Source organism: Caulobacter sp. DMC95, assembly GCF_056313785.1.
This window is the reverse complement of the sequence record NZ_JBQUZP010000004.1, coordinates 224,653-243,946: the sequence shown is the minus strand read 5'-3', so window position 1 is coordinate 243,946 and position 19,294 is coordinate 224,653. Positions and strand designations below refer to the sequence as shown.

Sequence of the window (19,294 nt, the reverse complement as noted above, 5' to 3'; positions counted from 1 at the left end):
TGGCACGCGTCATTCCGGGGCGATCGGCGTCTCGGCGCAACTCAGCCCGTGGAAAGAAACCCTCCAAAATGGACGCACTGACCCGCGAGCGAACCCTGATCGGCAGCGATGACGGTCTTGATCTTGAACCCGCCCAGCGCCCTTCCAAGGACGAGGCCATGGCCGCCGTGCGGACGTTGCTGGCCTGGGCTGGCGACAATCCGGAGCGCGAGGGCCTGATCGATACGCCCAAGCGCGTGGTCGAGGCCTTTGACGAGTGGTTCGCCGGCTATCACGGCGACCCGGCCAAGGAGTTGTCGCGCACCTTCGAGGACGTGCAGGGCTATGACGACATGGTCATGCTGCGCGGCATCGACGTGCAGAGCCACTGCGAGCATCACATGGCGCCGTTCCTGGGTAAGGCCTGGGTCGCCTACATGCCGACCGGCAAGGTCGTGGGCCTCTCTAAGCTAGCGCGTCTGGTCGAGATTTTCGCCAAGCGTCTCCAGACCCAGGAGACCATGACCATGCAGATCGCCGACGCGATCGAGGATCACCTCTCGGCCGCCGGGGTCGCCGTGCTGATCGACGCCGAACACCAGTGCATGAGCACGCGCGGCGTTCACCACCACGATGTCTCGACCATCACCACCCAGTTCCGCGGCGTGTTCAAGACCGACAAGGTCCTGCAGCAACGCTTCATGGATCTGGTGAAGAAGTAACAGCAAAAACCCGTGTCATCCCGGACGGCCGCAGGCCGATCCGGGATGACACGCGATGACTTTGCTCAGGCGATAGCCCCTAAGCCGCCCGCCAGATCCCCTGACGGATCCGCGCCACGCAAGCGTCCACGGGCCGATGCACCAGCGTCACCAGCACAAAGCTGATCAGCATCAGCAAGTACCAGGCCCCCATCTTCTCGAACGGCACCATGCGCCAGCCGTCCGCTTGGCTTGGATAGATCCAGGCTCCGGCGAAGGTGCCGAGGTTCTCGGCGAACCAGATGAACAGCGAGACCAGCACGGCGCCCATCAGCATGGGCATACGGCGCGCGGTCTTGTCGGGCGTGAACACGAACCAGGTCCGCCCAAACAGCAAGACGGATAGCGCAAACAGCCCCACCCGGATGTCGATCATGTAGTGGTGCGTGAAGAAGTTGGCGTAGATCAGCACCGCTAGGATGTGCGTGGTCCAGAACGGTGGGTAGCGGATGAAGGTGATGTCGAACAATCGCCAGATCCGCGCGATGTAACTGCCCACGCAGGCGTACATGAAGCCGGTGAACAGCGGCACGCCGCCGATCCGCAGGAGGCTCTCCTCAGGGTAGATCCAAGAGCCTTGGGCGGTCTTGAACAGCTCCATGATCGTGCCGACGACGTGGAACATGAAGATCACCAGGGCCTCGTCCCAGCGCTCCAGCTTGAGCGCCAGCAAGGAGGTCTGGATCGCAATCGCCGCGATCACCAGGAAATCATACCGCGCGATCGGCGCCGCCTCGGGCCAGAACAGCTTGGTGCCAACCAGCAGGGCCAGCATTAGCCCGCCGAACAGACAGGCCCAGGCCTGTTTGAGCCCGAACAGAAGAAACTCGTAGGCATAGCCGTTCCAGCGCGATTGCTGCGCCCACGGCCGCGCCCGCTCGTCCAGCGCCGCCACGCTAGCCTTTATGCGGTCTTTCAGGTTCATCGCGTTCCCTGGGACGCGCAAAACGCGTCCGCTTTCCCCAGAAGCGGCGCGGAAACTAGCGCAGGCTCGAGGCCTGCGCCATATGTGGCGCATGAGCACCGACCTGTTCCCCCAAGCCCACACCAAGCACGATCTGGAGCGGGGCTCGGCCCTCGCGCCGCGCTTCAACGGCGATGGCTTGGTCGTGGCTGTGGCTCAGCACGCCGACACCGGCGAGATCCTGATGCTGGCCTGGATGAACGCCGAGGCCCTGAAGCTGACGGTCGAGACCAACATCGCGCACTATTTCAGCCGGTCGCGTAACGAACTCTGGAAGAAGGGCGACACCAGCGGCCAGTTGCAGGACGTTATAGAGCTGCGGGTCGACTGCGATCAGGACGCCGTGCTTCTCAAGGTCCGCCCGCGCGGCGACGGCGGCGCCTGCCATGTCGGCTTCCGGTCGTGCTTCTACCGGGTGCTGGAGGACGGGGCGCTGGTCGAACGCGAGGCGCCTCACCATGACCACGGCTGAGGCCCTGATCGCCTTCACCCTGGCCGCTGGCCTTCTGACCCTAACGCCGGGGCTGGACACCGCGCTGGTGATCCGGACCGCCGCCGCCGAAGGGCCTCGACGCGCGACTGGGGCCGCCATCGGGATTGGGCTGGGATGCCTGATCTGGGGCGCGGCCGCATCGTTTGGGGTCGGCGCGCTCCTGACTGCGTCGCAGGCGGCCTACACGGCGCTGAAATGGGCCGGCGCGCTCTACCTGGCCTGGACAGGCCTACGCATGATCCTGCGACCGCGCGAGGCCTTCGAGCCGGGCGAGACCAAGCCCGTCGACGCCAGCCCCGCCGCAGCGCTGCGACGCGGTTTGCTGACAAACCTGCTCAACCCCAAGGTCGGGATCTTCTACGTCTCGTTCCTGCCCCAGTTCATGCCCGCCGGGGTTGACCCGGCGCGCTTTGGGCTCTTACTCACGACGATCCACGTCGTGGAGGGCCTACTGTGGTTCGCGCTCCTGATCGCGGCCACGGTCCCGATCGCCGGACTGTTGCGGCTGCCGGTGGTGGTCCGCTGGTTGGACCGGACCACCGGCCTAGTGTTCATCGCGTTCGGCCTGCGCTTGGCCCTGGACCGGCGCTAGACCTCGCGCAGGGCTTCCACGCCGCCGTCTGCTGCGGGCGTGACGACGAAGCGCTTGAGCGGGCCGACCGTGTAGGTCGGTTCATGGATGGTGGAGACCGCCATCAGGTCGCTGGTCGCCTTGCCGTGCTCAAGGGTCAACACCACGAAGCCCTTGGCGCTAGGGTGCGCGTATCTGACTTCCTTGTTGCGTTGCGCGAACGCCTCGCCCAGCGGCACGCCCGGGAGGATGTCGCCATAGCCGGGCGACGTGACCGAAGTGGTCCCGAACTCGACCGCGATGCGTTTCTGGCCCGCATCGTTCCACAGCTCATTGGCCCAGAACATATGGCTGTCGCCAGCCAAGACGATCGGACGGGCCTTGGCCGCGCTGAGGATGTCGTAGACTCGCTGGCGATCGGCTGGGTAGCCATCCCAGGCGTCGAGGTTTGACGGAATGTCATAGGCCGCCATCGCCACAGACTGCGCGACGCGGCTGCGCGCATAGTCGGGCAGTTTGGCGAGCAGCTCGGCGAAGGCGGCTTCGCCCATGGTCGCCTTGAGGTCCGGCGCGGCGACGCGGGCCATGACCACCTGGTTGCCAAGCACCTGCCAGGCCGTCCTGGCCTTGACCGACGCCTCGACCTGCCCCGCCAACCAGCGCTCCTGGCCCTCGCCCATCATGCGGCGGCTGGGGTCCTTCCACTTGGTCGCGAAGGCGGCCACGTCGGGCTTGCCGTCGACGACAGGCAGATCGACATCATAGTCGAGTTCCGGCGTGCGCGCGGTAAGGCGGGTCTCGACCATCATGAGCGACGCCACATCACCGAACTGGAACGACCGCCAGGCGGCTTCCGGCAGCGTCGCCTCGCGGATCGGCATCCACTCGTAATAGGCCTTCAACGCCGCCGCCTTGCGCGCTGTCCAGTCGCCCTCGGTCTTGGGCTGATGGTTCTCAGCCCCGCCGACCCAACTATCATTGGCCGTCTCGTGATCGTCCCAGACCACGATCCACGGCGCGCGGGCATGCGCCGCCTGCAGACCTGGATCGGTCTTGTACTGGGCGTGGCGACGACGATAGTCCTCAAGCGTCACGATCTCATGCGGCGGATCCGGCGCGCGCGATGCAGCCACCGGCGAATTCATGCCGTAGTCCTTGGGGCTCCCGCCGTACTCATAGATATAGTCGCCCAGATGCAGCACCGCGTCGACGCGCGGCAGCTTGGCGATGGCGTCATAGGCGTTGAAGTAGCCGTTGGGATGCAAGCTGCACGAGGCCACCGCCAGGACGACGTCCTTGGTCGCGCCCACCGGCAGGGTGCGCGTGCGCCCGACCGGCGATGTCACGCCATTGGCCTTGAATCGATACCAGTACTCGGTGGCCGGCTTCAGGCTCTGGCCATCGAGGTCATGCTTGACTGTCCAGTCGCGGCTGGCGCGGGCGCGCAAACCGCGACTAGCGGTGACCAGCCTCTTGAAGTCGGGGTCGGCGGCCACCTCGAGATCGACGTCGATATCGCCCGTCGTCGGCTGCTTGGGTGTCACCCGCGTCCAGAAGACTACCGCGCTCGGGCTGGGATCGCCGCTGGCGACGCCGTGCTCGAAGGCCACTACACCCTTGTAGTAGGCGATTGGCTGAGCCGCAGCCTCACCGGCGGCGGCCCCGGACACGCCCAGCAGCCCGAGCATTCTGCGGCGATCGATCTTCATCCCCGGCTCCCTCTTTTCCGACACGATGCCCCGTCAGCGGCGGAACGTCACCCCAACGCCCATGAAGCGTGGCTTGCCAGCGATGAAAGTCGGGATCCCGAAGCTGTCACCGGTATTGCCCGCATCCTTCAGGTAGCGCTTGTCGCCGAGGTTCTCGACAAAGGCCTCGACCTTCCAGCGATCGTCCACCGCGCCAAAGCCGACGCGGACATTCAGGAGGCCATAGGCGTCCTGGAACTCGTCCAGCTTGGTGTCGGGGAACAGGCCCGCTGATTGCAGATCGGCGCGGTCGTTGTTGTCGTCGAAGAACATCTTCGAGCGCCAGGTGTAGGTCGGCGCGAACGTCACCTTGCCGCCCAGGGCCTCGCGGCTGAACAGCGCCCCCATCGACACGGCATGGTCAGGCGACAGGCGGAACTGGTTGCCCTTGCGCAGACCGGTCTCGAGACGGGCGTGGTTGTAACCGTACGTCCCGAACAGCGTCCAGAAGTCGCCGGCCTGCAGACGCGCCTCGCCCTCAAAGCCGTAGGCCTTGGCCTTGCCGGCGTTGAGCGTCACGACCTGAGCGCCCTGGCGGAAGGTGGTGGCGAAGTTGTCGTAGTCATAACGGAACACCGCGCCCGACAGGTACAGGCGGCCGTCCATCAGCTTGCCCTTCGCGCCGGCCTCATAGCTGTCGACAACCTCGGCCTTGACCGTATTGAAGCGCGGCTGCCCCAGGGGCGCGGCCGGACCGCTGGTCGAGATCACATCCGGACGACGGCCGCGCGCGAACGAAGCATAGAGGCTGAGATCGTCCGAAGCCGCGTAGCGACCCACAAGGCGCCAGGTGACGCCGCTGTCGGAGATCGCCTTGCTGAACGTGTCGCCATTGTTGGCGGTCGGCTGGTTGAGCAGGCCCAGCAGCGGCAAGGCCGGATTGTTCACCGCGTTCGGCTGCGTGGCCAGGAACAGGTTGGTCGGCGTCGGTGCGGCCAGCAGGACGCCCAGGATCGAGCGGCCGTTCTGGACGGTGGAGCGGTAAGCCGCCTCGCGATCCTCACTGGTGTAGCGAACCCCCGCCGTCAGTTCGAGCTTGTCGGTCAAGCGCAGCGTGCCGTCGGCGTAGGCGTCGTAGGTGGTGTTCTCACCGTAGTTGGCGAACTCTTCGCGATGGATCGACTTCAGGTTCGAGGCGAAGCCGGTCGCCAGCGTGGACGGAACGCCAAAGCCCAGTTGCAGGACCTGCGCCAGATAGGCCGGGTTCGTCAGGACGGCCTGAGGCTGGGGCGTCGGGCGGCTGATGCCCAGCGGCGAGGCGCCCGCCAGCAGGGCCAGCACCAGGCGCTCGTCCATCTGGCCCGGGATGCGCCAGGAGCCGGTCTCGTGGAAATAGTTGGCGCCGACAAAGCCCGAGAAGCGACCGCCCGCGTCATAGCGCAGACGCAGCTCCTGGCTTTGTTGGCGACCTTGAGCGTCTTCGGCGAAGGTCAGGATCGGCAGCGACGAACCATCCGGATCGAAGACTTCGTTGGAGTGGAAAGCGCGCGTGGCGGTGATCGACGACAGGGTCAGGCTGTCGTTGATCCGGTAGTCGGCCAGCGCAGTCAGGCCGTAGACCTTGCGGTCCAGGCCAAGCGGCTTGCCGCCTTCGAAGCCCGCGCCAGGCGCCAGGGTCGCGAAGCCGCCCACCGAGGTGTCGCTCAGCGCCTCGCCGGTGATGGGATTGCTCGGATTGAAGGTGTGGCTCTTGAACGACGTGCCCGTGGTGTCGTCGACCTGGTAGTTGCCGATCAGGTCCAACGTCAAAGCGCCAGGCTCGATATGATAGGCGATCCGCACGGCCTTCGTGTTGGTCGAGTCATAGGCGTCGCCGCCGGCCGCGTCCTTCACATAGCCTTCCGTTTGGCGCGTCCGCGCCGCGATGCGCAGGGCCGAGCCGTCGCCGAAGGCGAAGTTGACCATCGTCTCGCCGACCAGATAGCCGCGCGTGCCGCCCTCGGCCTTGAGCGCCCAGTCAAGGCTCGCAGGGTTGGCCTTGTTCTGAACCAGGTTCACCGCCCCGATCAGGGCGCCACGGCCAAACAGGGTCGACTGCGGGCCCTTGGCGACTTCCACCCGTTCCATGTCGAAGAGTTCGACGTATGAGCCGCGCGAACGCGAGATCGGTACGCCGTCCTGATAGATCGAGACGCGAGTTTCGTCGGTGGCCGAGCCAGAGTCCGAGGTGATGCCGCGCATCACGAAGCCGGAGTTGTTGTTCGACTGGTTCTGAACCAGGAAGCCGGGGGTGAAGGCCGAGAGCTCGTCGAACGCTTTCACGCCGATCGCTTCCAGGAACTTGCCGGAATAGGCCGTGACAGCGATCGGCACGTCGACCGGATCCTGAGCACGCTTCTGGGCCGTCACCACGAGCTCTCCGAGCAGCGCGGGTTCGTTGTTACCGGTCGGAGCGCTTTCCTGAGCGGCCGCCAGGGCCGGGGCGGCGACGAGCAGGCTCAGAGCGCTGGCGGTCAACAGCGTGGTGGTGCGGAAGGCGCGCATGGACTATCCCCCAAAAGACACAAAACTTGAGCACGCACCTAGGCGCCCAGCATGTCGGCGGTGCGACGGGCTGATGACGGAGCGATGAAACCCCAGTGAGCGGCGTGGACGACATTGTTGACGACGACCTGCTCGAAGATGTCGCGATGTCGGACGGCGACGGTGGGCGCCTCAGCGCCGACCTGCCCGCGTCGCTGGCCGGCCAGCGCCTGGACAAGGTGCTGGCCCCGCTGTTCCCGGACCTCTCACGCGCCAGACTCCAGGCCCTGATCGCTGAAGGCAGGCTCACCTTCGAAGGCGAGACGATCGCCGACGCCTCCCGCAAGGCTCGGGCGGGCGTCTATAGCCTGGTCGTTCCCCCGCCAGCCCCTGCCGACCCGGAGCCCGAGGCTCTCCCGCTCTCGATCCTCTTCGAGGACCCTCACCTGATCGTGGTCGACAAGGCCGCCGGTATGGCCGCGCATCCGGCCCCGGGGACCTACAGCGGCACCCTGGTCAACGCCCTACTTTATCACTGCGGCGATAGTCTTTCGGGCGTCGGCGGCGTGGCGCGCCCGGGCATTGTCCATCGCCTCGACAAGGACACCTCCGGGGTCATGGTCGCAGCCAAAAGCGATGCGGCGCATCGCGGACTCTCGGCGCTGTTCGCCACGCATGACATCGATCGCCTCTATGTGGCGCTCACCCGTGGCGCGCCCAGCCCTCCGACAGGTACGATCCACACCCAGCTTGGCCGATCCCCGGGGGACCGGAAGAAAATGGCTGTGTTGCGGTCCGGCGGTCGCGAGGCCATCACCCACTATCGGGTCGAAGCCGCCTTTGGTCCGCAGGATCGCCCGCTCGCCGCGCGCGTCGCCTGTCGGCTGGAGACCGGACGCACCCACCAGATCCGCGTCCATATGGCCAGCAAAGGCTCGCCCTGCCTTGGCGACCCCGTCTATGGCGCCGGACAACCCGCCGCCGCCGTTCGCGAACAGATGGAAGCGGCCGGCCTCCGGCGCCAGGCTCTGCATGCGGCCGTGCTCGGCTTCGTCCATCCGATCACGGGCGAGGCGTTGCGGTTCGAGACCTCCCTTCCCACCGATATGGCGACCCTGGAAGCGGCGCTCGCCGCGCTCTGAGCCCAACAAGGCTCAAGCTTGCGCTGACGCAACAAAAGCGCCCTAATTGCGCTGGCTTGGCGCCGCAGGGTTCAGCCTCGTCGATGTGGAGCGTCCCTATGCGGCCTTGTCTTGCGATCCTCAGCCTTGCAGCCGCCCTGGTGAGCTCGGCCCAGGCCGCTCCCTTTTCCGGCGAAGACGAGGTGATCGCAACGGCTCACGCCAAGGCCTCGGCCAAGGCGCTCACCGCCGTGGCGGCCGACGCGCCGACCGCTCTTCAGGCGACCGCCCCGCGACCGCTGACGACCCAGGAGCAGATCGCCGCGTTCATCGCCGCCAACGCCCAGCCCAATGACGCCCCGCGCGGCGTCTTGCCCGCCGAGCGCGATGAGGACGGCAAGCGCAAGGTGCATGGCTCCATGGGCGTCTCGGTTGGCACCGGCGGCTATCGCAGCGCCTACGCCTCGGCGCTGATCCCCGTAGGCGAGAGCACCACGATCGGCGTCGCAGTCTCCAAGACGGACTTTGGCAAGCACGGTGGCTGGTACGGCGATCCGGCCTATGGCGCTTACGGTCACGACTATGGGTATCGCTACGGGCCAGGGTTCAGCCGCATGCGTGGCGGCGAGCGTCAGTCCCTCGCCCTGTCGGTGATGACCGGCGGGACTACGGGGTCCGCCGGCGTTCCGGACGGCTGCGCCCCGGGTTTCCGGAGCGGCGGACGCTATGTTGAGCCCCTGTGGGTCGAGGGCATGCGCGACGGGACGCACCCCTGCTCCCAGTCGGCTCCGCCTCGCTAGCAAAGAGAAATCTATCTTTTCCTTCGCTTCTGTTCGCTCATGTTTAACGGCTTGCGCGCGATGTTGCGCGCCTCGGGCGTCTGAGGCTTATTGATGCAGCCGGAAATCATACCCTACCACCACCCTGCAACAGGCGCGGTGAGCTACCTGATCGTCGACCCGGCCACCTTCCTTTGCGCCATCGTCGACCCGGTCCTGGATTTCGATCCGATCACCGAGACGATCGGTACGGGCTTCGTCGATGCGATCATCGCCGACATCCGCGCCAAGGATCTTGGCCCGACCTGGATCCTCGAGACCGGCCTGCACGCGAACCACCTGTCGGCCGCCGGCCACCTGAAATACGAAACCGGCGCCTCGGTGTGCATCGGCGCCCGCGTCGTAGAGAGCCTAAAGCGCCTGGCGCCGAAGTTCGGCGAGACCATGGTCGACCTGGACGGTTGGGACTTCGACAAATTGGCCCAGGACGGCGACACCTTCCCGATGGGCGGACTGGAAATCACCCCCATCGCCCTGACGGGCCGGCTGCCGGGCGCGGTCGCCTACAAGATGGCCGACATGGTCTTCACCGGCGATCTGATGCTGGCGCCAGCAGAAGGCGCCGGACGCTGCGACCTTCCAGGCAGCGACGCTGGCAAGGCGTGGGACGACGCTCAGAAAATCCTGGCCCTGCCGCTGGAAACCCGCGTGTTTCCGGGCGTTGGCGCCACCCCACCGGCCGCGTCGACTGTGGCCGACCAAAAGGCGTCGAACATTCAGCTCAACGACACGATTGACCGCCTGGACTTCATCGCGCTGCGAACGGCCGCCGACGCCTTCCTGCCGGATCTTGAGTTCGCCGCCGCTGCTTTGCGTGTCGCCATCCGTTCTGGTCGTCCGCCTTCGGAGCCCGAGTCAGGCCCTCGCTTCCCGCCGATTGATCTCAGCCGGATCTAGCCAAGGATCGGACGCCGACCGCGCCCCCGTGCGCTAAGCCGCGCAACGCGGCTTTTGCGCTGCACGCGGATGATCCACAGCTCAAGACCCAACAGCGAAAAAGCCGCGAAAGAAAGCGCGTCGGGGGGCTTGCGTCTCGAGGACGACGCCGCTAGGTATCGCGCCCTCGACCTCGGGCGGCGAATTTGGCCTCCCGGACGGCGCCTGGAGAGGTGGCAGAGTGGTCGAATGCGCCGCACTCGAAATGCGGTTTACGTGAAAGCGTAACGTGGGTTCGAATCCCACCCTCTCCGCCACTTTCCTGTTCGCCGGTGTTCATAGGCGCCCACCAAAGGGCGGAAATCCCTAGCAAAATAAGGCCTTAGACGTTTCCACTGTCCGGACGCGTCCGCTCGAACACGCCACTATCTGGCTCAGGGTTGTGGGTAGGAACGTGGGTAGAAATGGCCCGGCTGGTCGAAAGGTTGACGGCAATTGAGGTGCGGAGGCTGAGCGAACCTGGCCTCTATCCAGACGGCGGCGGGCTATAGCTGCAGATCAGCCCAGGCGGAGCGAAGTCGTGGATCTATCGCTTCACACTGAACGGCAGGGCGCGAGCCATGGGGCTTGGGCCGACGCACATCGTCTCGCTGTCAGAAGCCAGGAACTCAGCCCGTGAGGCGCGCAGGCTACGCCATGAGCGCATCGATCCAATCGAAAAGCGAAACAGCCTTAAGACAGAAGCCGAGCTTTCAGCCGCACGCCACATGAGCTTCATGGATGCGGCCAGGGCCTATATCGACGCCAACAAGGCCGCCTGGCGCAACGACAAGCACAAGGCTCAATGGACAGCCACACTGGAGGCCTACGGTGCGCCGATCTTCGGCCAGATCCCCTTGGCAGACATCGACACCAATCTGGTGCTCGAGGCGCTGCAGCCGATCTGGACGACCAAGGCAGAGACGGCGAGCCGCGTGAGGGGGCGCATAGAGCAGGTGCTCGATTGGGCCACCGTCCGGGGGCTCAGAACCGGCGACAATCCTGCCCGATGGAAGGGTCACCTGGACAGGCTGCTGCCCGCGAAATCGAAAGTCACGACAGTCCGGCATCATGCCGCCCTACCCTACACCCAGATCAGCGCCTTCATGGCGGACCTGCGGATCCAGCACGGTACAGGTGCGCGCGCCTTAGAGTTTGCCATTCTGACGGCGGCACGGACTGGCGAGGTCATTGGAGCAACGTGGGATGAATTCGATCTGGAGAACGGGACTTGGACCATCCCCGCCGCGCGGATGAAGGCCAAGCGAGAGCACCGAATTCCGCTGTCGCCTGCGGCGTTGGCGATAGTCGCGGCGCAGCGAGATCAACAAGTCCAAGCCGAGCGAAACCGACTGTCGCTGAAGGGCCAGAACTCGCAGGACGAACCGCCGCCGCAACCCTTCGTTTTTGATGGAATTAGGTGGGGCAAAGGCCTGTCGAATATGTCGCTATTGCAGACACCCCGGCGCATGGGCAGATCAGACCTCACCGCCCACGGTTTTCGCAGTACGTTCCGCGACTGGGCGGCCGAGACGACCGAACACGGAAGCGAAGTCGTAGAAATGGCCCTGGCCCATACGATTTCAGGAAAAATGGAGGCGGCCTATCGGCGCGGTGATCTACTTGAAAAACGTAAACTCCTCATGCACTCGTGGGCTATCTATACGCAAAAATAGACAGACAAAAAATTCTTCATCCTTAGGAATTGCTTATGCATAATGGCGATTAATTTGCAAATAGCATGATTTCAATCCTCAGACACGCCGATCGCGAGAGGAAATATACAGCCTCATGCGATGCTATACTAGATTTTGCAATTTCGGTTGTTACGCAATCTCTACATGAGATCGGAGGAGACAATTCTCCTCTGAAGCCAGAAGACGTTGAAGCGATGATCGCTTCTGGAGACGAAAAATCTCAGTCAACGGCAAGGCTTGCCGTTTTTATTCAACGATTCCACGAGGGGATTGAACAGTCGCGCGCCGAAGGACCGGACGCCGCAGATTGGTATGCGCGCGGCATCATCCAAGGCGTTGGAATTGGATTCGGGACAACAGACTCGACTACAAAACTTACGGGCATTGTGAAGCGCGCAAGCAATGCCCGGAAAGGTGCATCTGCTGGTGGGAAGAGGTCAGCCGATACTCGTAGAGCTTGGTGGGATGTAGCGCGCCAAAAGTTTGATCAACTTGTTGCGGAAGACCCCGAAGTTCGGAAAATGCAACCGATGGAGATAGCGACTTTGGTTCAAAGGCCGCGCATCGCAGGAAGTAGCGACAATGTCCTTCAGGCGAAAATCAAAATGTGGCTGAAGGAATAGAGATGCGCCTTCCTGAAGCGGTTCAGAGAATCCTGAACCACTTCAGCCATGATGACGCGCGGGGGCAAGCCGGCCAACGTCCTTCAAGCACGTTCGTGCATATTCGGAGGAACCCGCCGTGCAATCTCATGATGTGACGCCCGCCAAGCTAGCCATGTCGGTGGATGAGTTCTGCCGAGCTCATTCGATTGGGCGCACGACCTTCTATGCCGAGGTTCAGGCGAAACGCCTCAGCACGGTAAAGATTGGTGCCCGAACGCTGATTACAGCTGCCGAGGCCGTGCGCTGGCTTCGCAGCTACTCCGGTGAAAGCCCCCCCGGCTAACGACCCAAAACCCCGAAACCAATCATTGGCTGGAAGAAAGACAATGTCCTTTCAGATCGCTTTCGCACGCCTGGACTCAGCCAAAACGGCCTTCTTCAGGAAGCTCAAACGGCCACCTGCCCAAGAAGTCATCCGTTTTTATAGAACTGATGGCCGGACCTGTGTGTGTTCGGTCATTCAACGAAAAATCGGCAGAAACCGCTATGTCGCCTTCATGCGCATGGCCGGATACCCCGGCGATCCAGCGGAATCTATCGAGGGACTCGCATCGTCTGCCCGCCGCGATTTGGGCGCTCCGGCAGCCTCGCTCATCTTTTGGTATGTCAAGCAAGAGGAGTGGTAGGAACGCCCCACCATCCTGAAAGTGGAATTTGCGGCCTTTTCCGGAGATCGCTTCTCAGGTGCCCGGTGGATTCCGCAAGATATGCCCAGAGCCCTGGCTCGGCAGGTCGAACGGGCGCAACGCGCGCTTTCCTCAAGCTGGACGGCAAGCGTTCCAGGCGGCCGGAGATGAGACCGGCGAGACGCCTTCCGCATGCTGGACGCTCAGTGGTGACAATGACCTCAGACGGACAAGCAAACCAAAACCCGACCCCCAAGTTAGGAAAGGTAGATCCACACCCTTCGCACGCGTGCCCCCAAGCAAGGGCCGCAGTTTTGCGCTTTCGGTCCGCAAGCGCCGAAGAGAGCCCATTGGCCAAGACCCTCACCGGTCAAGGCTTTCGGGCGCAAGCACAGCGCATGCGCAAGGCGGTGCGGAAATGAGCCGAACCCCAATATCGCTCCGCCTCACGCGTCCGCAAATCGCGTTCCTCCGCCGGCATGCCGAGGTCCATAGCATCAGCCTCTACCAGGCCAGCAACCGCGCTATGGAAGTGGGACTGGCAGCGCTGGCTGGAGCGGCTGAACCCGGCGGAGCGGAAGAGCCCATCGCTGCCCTGATCGGCGAACTGTTGGCGAGGGCTGAGCGGCTGGAGGGCCTGACCGATCGAGCCCTATACAGCGCGGCGGCGGCTTACGCCTACTCACGTCAGGCCGCTCTTGCCGATGCACGCGACGCCAAAGCTCTGGATGAAGCGATCGCGGAAGCAGCCGGCGAGGCCTATCGCAGGCAGCGCAAACTCGCGCGGGGTGAGCCATGACCGCACCTATCAAAACCGGCCAAGGGCTCGTCGCCCTCGGACTTGGCGCTGCGTTCCAGCGATGGGCCAACTACGCCAGAATCACCGCCTTGGCTGTGACGCTTTCAATGGTGGCGCTTGTTGCGCGAGAGACCAGTCAGCCGGAGCGCACACTTGGAGCGGCCTACGCTTCGGCCCGCTTCAAGCTCTGGCTTACCGAGGGCCAACCGATTGAGCCAACGGTCAACATTGTAGGCATTGACGTGCCAGCTCGCCAAATCGCTGAACCGCCCAGTGCCGCGCGCGCTTGGTCAGTTTTGGTTCAAACGGGCGCGCGCGGTCTTGGGCTAGGCTTAGGCTTGGGCGTCATCGCCAGTCTTCTCTGGTCGACTATCCTGGACAATTGGGGGCGACGAGCCTCGCGCGACCGGATTGTTAGAGGCGCAGAGGTGATCTCGGCCAGAGCCTTGGCCAGGCTAACGTCTGCTTCGGCAGGCGACGGGGCTCTGCGCCTTGGCGAAGTGCCTATCCCTCGGGATCTGGAGACGCGCCACGTCGCCCTCATCGGCTCGACCGGCTCGGGCAAGACAACGGCTTTGCGCCAGATTCTCGACGGCCTGGAAGCTAGGGGCGCAGCCGCCGTGGTCTACGATACCAGCGGCGACTTCATCTCCCACTATTTCAGACCCGAACGCGGGGATGTGATCCTAAATCCGTGGGATGCCCGTGGTGCCTATTGGAATCCCTTCTGTGAAATCAAGCACCCAGCCGACGCCGACCGCATCGCAGCCCAGCTCGTCATGTCCAAGGGCGATGAGACCGACGATGTCTGGACCATGGCCGCGCGCGCATTGGTCGCCAATGTCATGCGAGAGCTCTGGCGCGAAGGTCGCGGCGAGCCCGAGGCGCTGATCGAAACCTTGAGTTCTGCCACCCGGGACGAGCTTCGTCGATTGCTCGCCAGTACCTCCTCGGCAAGGACGTTCGAAGAGGATGCCGACCGCGCCACCGCCTCCGTCCTGTTTATGTTGGCTGAAGTGGTGAACCTACTGCAGTACTTGAAGGCGCAGCCGGTTGGCGGCGAGAGCTTCAGTTTTCAAGCCTTCTTCAAGGGCCTCGACGCGCGCCAAGGCGCCAAGCCTTGGGTCTTTGTGCCGAGGAAGGAAGACCACTTCCAGGCAATGCGGCCGCTTTTGTCATGCTGGCTGGAGTGCGCTTGCAGTGCGGTCCTTGGCCTTGATCCGCATCCTGATCGACGCGTTTGGTTGTTGCTCGATAAACTTCCCGACATGCCCGCCGTCGATCAGCTGGAGCGGATCCTGCCCTTAGGGCGGAAGTTCGGCGCGGCGGTCGTCATCACTTTCCAGGCGCTCGGCCAAATGAGGGACCGGTATGGAAAGGACACTGCTGAGGCGCTGCTGGGCTGCTGCAACACCAAGCTTTTTCTACAGTTAGCTGACAGCGACAGTCGCCGATGGGCCAGCCAATCGATCGGCGACGTGGAGATCGAGCTGCATGGCGCAACCGAGTCCCTCTCGTTCGGGCTTGGCAAGGGCCGTACTTCGCTCGCCGCCAATCGCCAGATCCGGCCGGCGTTGATCGACAGTGACTTCAAGTTGCCGCGCTTCCACGGCGTCTTGCAGTTACCCGACGGGCGTCCGGCGGCGCGGCTCGTGCTCAACAACCGTCATATTGTCTCGAGAGCACCCGCACGCCATCCAGCCTTCGTGCCAGGCGATATTGGCGCGACCTTCTGGGGGCGGGCACCACGCCGTGGTGAGACCGCCGCGCTCGTTCCCGACGGCGGCCCAGTCTGATGGTCGCCAGCATCAGCGGTCTGTCGAGTGCGGCCCAAGCGGCCAACTACTTTGAGGCCGATGACTATTATGCGGAGGGGGGCCTGGCCCCCAGCGAATGGCGGGGCGAGGCCGCCATGACACTTGGCCTTACGGGCGAGGTTGATCGCGACGCCTTCAAGGCGCTGTTGGATGGTGCCCTGCCATCCGGCGAGGTTCTAGGAACCCATCGCAACGGCGAGCGCGAGCATCGGCCAGGCTGGGACCTGACATTCAGCTCGCCCAAGTCCCTCTCAATTATGGCCTTAGTCGTAGGCGACACTCGCTTGATCGCCGCGCACGATGAAGCCGCCCGCCGAGCGCTCGCTTATGTCGAGCGCCATGGCGCTGCGACGCGGGTGCGCGACGGCGCGGAGATCGTTCACGTCAAGACCGGCAACCTGGTGGCCGCGACTTTCAGGCATGAGACCAGCAGGGCTCAGGACCCGCAGCTCCACACGCACAGCATCATTCTCAATTTGACCCGCGACCGCGAGGGGGCTTGGCGCAGCCAGGAGGGCCGCACCTTTTTCCAGCTCCACAAAGCGGCAGGCGAGATCTACCGGCAAGAACTGGCCTCCGCCGCCGAAAGTCTAGGCTACGCTCTCACTGTTGGTAAGGAGTCGGCATTCGAGCTTGCTGGCGTGCCGGAGGCCGCGATGAAGGCTTTCAGTCACCGCGCTGCGCAGATCGAGGCGCACCTGGCCGAAAGAGGCAAGACCCGCCAGACCGCCAGCCCCGCCGAGCGGCAGATGGCGACCCTCGACACCCGCATGGCCAAAGAGGCGCATGATCGGGGCGACCTGGTCACGGCTTGGCGCACCAGCGCGGACGCGGCGGGATTTGACCGCGAGGCACGCTTCGCGCTGATGGACCAAGCCAAGGACCAGGCCGAGCGTCGGAGCGTTGAGGATCGCCTGGCGCGGCAAGGCGAAGCCGAGGCCGCAGCGCGAGCGGCCGTGGGCTTCGCGGCCGAGAAGCTTGGCGAGCGCCAATCTGTGTCCAGCAGCGCCGAGCTTGAGAAGGAAGCCGGGCGTCGACTCATGGGACGAGCAGGACAGGCGGAGGTCCTTGGCACCATCGGCCGCGCCGCCGAGGTTGGCGACTTGGAGACCAGAACCCACAGCGATCGACGGGGCGCGGAGGGTGCCGGGTTCACCACCCGCCAGAACATCGCCGATGAGCTTTCTTTGCTCCGGTCCGAGTATCGCGGACGCGGTATGGCAAGGCCGAACGCCGGGCCGGTGGAGGCGGCGCGCATCGTCGCCAGCGCGATGCTCGCCGCCAAAGATCAGGGTCATGCCTGGACCGCTGACCAGCAGGCGGCGACAAGGGCGATCCTAAACAGCCGCAACCAGGTCGTTGCGGTCCTTGGCCTTGCCGGTACGGCCAAGACCACCACGGTTCTGGCGACCTTCTCCAAAGCCGCCGATGCGGCAGGCTATGGCGTTCGAGCCTTGGCGCCGTCGGCGTCGGCGGCTCAGACGTTAGGGCAAGCGTTGGGCTTAGAAAGCCAGACCCTGGCTCGCCATCTCAAGACTGAGGCCGATCGGGGCGAGGCCCGGGCGCCGCGTCGGGAGGTCTGGCTGGTGGATGAGGCCAGCCTCGTATCAGCCCGCGATATGGCGCGGCTTCTGGAGCGGGCCGAGGCCGTTGGCGCACGGACAGTGCTGGTCGGCGACACCAAGCAACTCGGCTCGGTCGGCGCCGGTGCGGCCCTCGCCCAATTGCAAAGCGCGGGAATGGAAACCGCCCGGCTGACAGAGATCGTCCGCCAGACCAACGCCAAGACCAAGGAGGCTGTGGAGGCGACACTTGAAGGTCAGATCCGCCGCGCCTTCGAGGCCTTGGACGCTGGCGGCGGGCGGATCATCGAAGCGGCGACGCCCGAGGCTCGACGCACCAGCTTGGCGGCAGACTATGCTCGGTTGTCGGCGCAGGAACGGGCGCGGACCATCGTCATTGATCCCTCACGGGAAGGGCGCGAGGCCCTTACCGTAGAGATCCGCCGTGAGCTGATCGCGCGGAACGCGCTTGGCGAACGTGCGGTCATAGCCTCTGTGCTGGTCGCCAAAGACATGACCAAGGCGGAGGCGCGCCATGCCGATAGCTATAGCGTCAGCGAAGTTGTCGTCTTCACCCAACGCGATCAGGCCAAGGGCGTTCGGCGCGGCGAGGCGTTCACCGTGGCGGCCGTTGACCTGGACCAAGGGCGGCTGGCCCTAGTCGGCGAGACAGGCCGAGCCCTCGATTGGGCACCGGGACAATGGGGCAAGGCCGAGGCCTTCACCCGCGAAACACGGGAGTTGCGTGAAGGAGATCGGGTCGAGTTTACCCGCAACGATCCCGCAACAGGGCGCGCCAATGGCGGACAGGCGGAGGTTGCGCGGGTCCTGGATGCGCGATCGGTCGAGGTTGTGCGCGCGGATGGGCGTGTCGAGATCCTCTATCTCGACCAGGCACGCGATCAGCATATCCGCCACGGCTACGTTCAGACTGCCCACGCCGCCCAGGGACGCACGGCAGAACGGGTCATGGTCCATGCCGAGAGCAACCGGGCCAATCTCGTAGATCAGGCTTCGATGTACGTAGCGCTGTCGCGGGCGCGGAGCGAGGCCGTGGTCTATACCGATGACCGGGAAAGGTTGGCGGTGCGTGTGGCGGAGCGTGAGATGAATTACCACAGTTTCGCGCTGGAGGGGCAAGGCTGAATCTTTGCCGAAGTTAGGAAGGCCCGCTTCCTCGCAGGCACCGAAGCGCGGAGCCCAGCAAGATCCGACACCGGAAAACCTGACTCTTCTGTGACGCTCAATCGGAAGGCTCAGCGGTGCCCCTGACTGCTGAAGACTTCGGTAGTGAAGTCGTTCACCAGGTCGCAAAGTTCCAGATACAGGACGACGCTCATGCCTCGCGCCGAGCAGAATAGGGCCTCGGCGTCGTCGTGCTCGATGAAGGCCTGCGCCGAAAGCGTAAAGCATTCGCCGCCGCGCAGGGCCTTCTGAAGCGCCGGGCTGCCCCGTCGCAGTACGATCTGCGCAAGCCGCGTCTGTTCTAGCAGTTCGGTTGGGGATCGGTCGGGCGTGCCGGGCTGCGCGCGCCCCGCAGACACAGTCACAGGGGCCGGGAAGAAATCGGGCACCGCAGTGATTTCCACCGTCGGAGCGTACCTGAACCCCGAGCCGGTCGCCGAACCATGCACCAGGATCGTGAAGGCGTTCAGCGTGTCAACGATCTCGAAGTATTCACGCAGACCGAGGGCGGGGACCTTCAGGAACTCGGCCTCGCTGTTGCCATCGGCCAGGAAGTCTAGGGCAGTCATCGTGAACAGGCCCGAGCGCGCGACGCAAGCGAGCAGAGTTGCGCTGGCGTCAGAGCTGCGGATCACCTGAGCGATTGAGACGGTCGACAGCAACTCATCAGGACTTTTCGAGAGATCGAGTGCGGGAAGGGATTTCGAGGGCCGCGCACGACCGCTCAACAAACGTCTGAAGGAGACGCTGGTCCGACGTCCTCGCTCGACTTCTGGCAGGTCGACCACGACTTCGGACCAGTCTTCGGCCGTCTCAGTCGCCTTGTGGGCGGAAATCGAGTTCTGAATTGTTCGAGCGGCCCTGACCGCGTCCTCGTGAAAAGCGAAGGACGGCGCGATTTCGTCCTGCGCCTCCCAGTCATCTTCGCCATCCGCGCTGAAAATGTCTGTCTCTGACATCGATGTTACCCTGTGGAGCGCGGGCTCCATTTTCTCCCTTGGCGTTCTGTCGAGCCATAGCCAAAAGAACTTGTAAGGGTGCTGTCAGTCCATCGCCAACTTGTCTTCAACAGGCGCGAGGCGGAACAGC

At 64.3% G+C, this 19,294-nt stretch carries 16 protein-coding genes and 1 tRNA gene; 13 read left to right on the top strand and 4 right to left on the bottom strand.

Annotation, left to right across the window (positions count from 1 at the left end; translation table 11 throughout):
• The first annotated feature begins 68 nt into the window (after positions 1-68).
• The gene (gene folE, locus ACT53N_RS11890; RefSeq protein ID WP_476064081.1) at positions 69-701 is read left to right on the top strand and encodes a GTP cyclohydrolase I FolE; all 633 of its coding nucleotides are present in this window, start codon (positions 69-71) and stop codon (positions 699-701) included.
• Positions 702-780: 79 nt separating this feature from the next.
• Here folE and ACT53N_RS11885 read toward each other — a convergent pair whose 3' ends face one another.
• The gene (locus ACT53N_RS11885; protein ID WP_476064080.1) at positions 781-1,665 is read right to left on the bottom strand and encodes a DUF817 domain-containing protein; all 885 of its coding nucleotides are present in this window, start codon (positions 1,663-1,665) and stop codon (positions 781-783) included.
• Between the two features lie 91 nt (positions 1,666-1,756).
• On the opposite strand from ACT53N_RS11885, the gene hisI reads away from it, so the two are divergent.
• The gene (gene hisI, locus ACT53N_RS11880) at positions 1,757-2,176 is read left to right on the top strand and encodes a phosphoribosyl-AMP cyclohydrolase (protein WP_476064079.1); all 420 of its coding nucleotides are present in this window, start codon (positions 1,757-1,759) and stop codon (positions 2,174-2,176) included.
• The gene (locus ACT53N_RS11875) at positions 2,163-2,789 is read left to right on the top strand and encodes a LysE family translocator (protein WP_476064078.1); all 627 of its coding nucleotides are present in this window, start codon (positions 2,163-2,165) and stop codon (positions 2,787-2,789) included. Before hisI ends, ACT53N_RS11875 begins: the two co-directional genes overlap by 14 nt.
• On the opposite strand, the gene ACT53N_RS11870 is transcribed toward ACT53N_RS11875, so the two are convergent.
• Together ACT53N_RS11870 and ACT53N_RS11865 are read right to left on the bottom strand one after the other, a co-directional pair.
• Complete coding sequence (locus ACT53N_RS11870; protein ID WP_476064077.1) at positions 2,786-4,477, bottom strand: alkaline phosphatase D family protein; 1,692 nt, start codon at positions 4,475-4,477, stop codon at positions 2,786-2,788. The two genes, ACT53N_RS11875 and ACT53N_RS11870, sit on opposite strands and share 4 nt — an antisense overlap.
• A gap of 33 nt (positions 4,478-4,510) precedes the next feature.
• Positions 4,511-7,000 (bottom strand): TonB-dependent receptor, encoded by a 2,490-nt coding sequence (locus tag ACT53N_RS11865; RefSeq protein ID WP_476064076.1) that lies wholly within the window; start codon positions 6,998-7,000, stop codon positions 4,511-4,513.
• 95 nt (positions 7,001-7,095) lie between these two features.
• On the opposite strand from ACT53N_RS11865, the gene ACT53N_RS11860 reads away from it, so the two are divergent.
• The 10 genes from ACT53N_RS11860 to mobF all read left to right on the top strand — a co-directional run bounded on the left by ACT53N_RS11860 (position 7,096) and on the right by mobF (position 18,166).
• Positions 7,096-8,121, top strand: coding sequence for an RluA family pseudouridine synthase (locus ACT53N_RS11860; RefSeq protein WP_476064075.1), 1,026 nt, complete (start codon positions 7,096-7,098; stop codon positions 8,119-8,121).
• Positions 8,122-8,219: 98 nt separating this feature from the next.
• A complete protein-coding gene (locus ACT53N_RS11855) occupies positions 8,220-8,900 on the top strand; it encodes a hypothetical protein (RefSeq protein ID WP_476064074.1) in 681 nt (226 codons plus the stop codon).
• 90 nt (positions 8,901-8,990) lie between these two features.
• Entirely contained in the window at positions 8,991-9,836 is an 846-nt protein-coding gene (locus tag ACT53N_RS11850) for an MBL fold metallo-hydrolase (protein ID WP_476064073.1), read from the top strand.
• Between the two features lie 206 nt (positions 9,837-10,042).
• Positions 10,043-10,132, top strand: a tRNA-Ser gene (locus tag ACT53N_RS11845).
• 234 nt (positions 10,133-10,366) lie between these two features.
• Positions 10,367-11,530 carry a tyrosine-type recombinase/integrase gene (locus ACT53N_RS11840; RefSeq protein ID WP_476064241.1) on the top strand — a complete coding sequence of 388 codons (1,164 nt, stop codon included), beginning with the start codon at positions 10,367-10,369 and terminating at the stop codon, positions 11,528-11,530.
• Between the two features lie 65 nt (positions 11,531-11,595).
• Positions 11,596-12,174: a hypothetical protein gene (locus ACT53N_RS11835; protein ID WP_476064072.1), complete on the top strand. Its 579-nt coding sequence runs from the start codon at positions 11,596-11,598 to the stop codon at positions 12,172-12,174.
• Positions 12,175-12,542: 368 nt separating this feature from the next.
• Positions 12,543-12,842: a hypothetical protein gene (locus ACT53N_RS11830; protein ID WP_476064071.1), complete on the top strand. Its 300-nt coding sequence runs from the start codon at positions 12,543-12,545 to the stop codon at positions 12,840-12,842.
• A 418-nt stretch (positions 12,843-13,260) separates the two neighbouring features.
• Entirely contained in the window at positions 13,261-13,641 is a 381-nt protein-coding gene (locus tag ACT53N_RS11825; protein WP_476064070.1) for a hypothetical protein, read from the top strand.
• Entirely contained in the window at positions 13,638-15,437 is a 1,800-nt protein-coding gene (locus tag ACT53N_RS11820; RefSeq protein WP_476064069.1) for a type IV secretion system DNA-binding domain-containing protein, read from the top strand. The genes ACT53N_RS11825 and ACT53N_RS11820 overlap by 4 nt, the downstream gene beginning before the upstream one ends.
• Positions 15,437-18,166 carry a MobF family relaxase gene (gene mobF, locus ACT53N_RS11815; RefSeq protein WP_476064068.1) on the top strand — a complete coding sequence of 910 codons (2,730 nt, stop codon included), beginning with the start codon at positions 15,437-15,439 and terminating at the stop codon, positions 18,164-18,166. Before ACT53N_RS11820 ends, mobF begins: the two co-directional genes overlap by 1 nt.
• Before the next feature lie 110 nt (positions 18,167-18,276).
• Here the strand turns inward: mobF and ACT53N_RS11810 are convergent, their stop codons facing one another.
• Positions 18,277-19,164 carry a hypothetical protein gene (locus tag ACT53N_RS11810; protein ID WP_476064067.1) on the bottom strand — a complete coding sequence of 296 codons (888 nt, stop codon included), beginning with the start codon at positions 19,162-19,164 and terminating at the stop codon, positions 18,277-18,279.
• Positions 19,165-19,294: the final 130 nt, after the last annotated feature.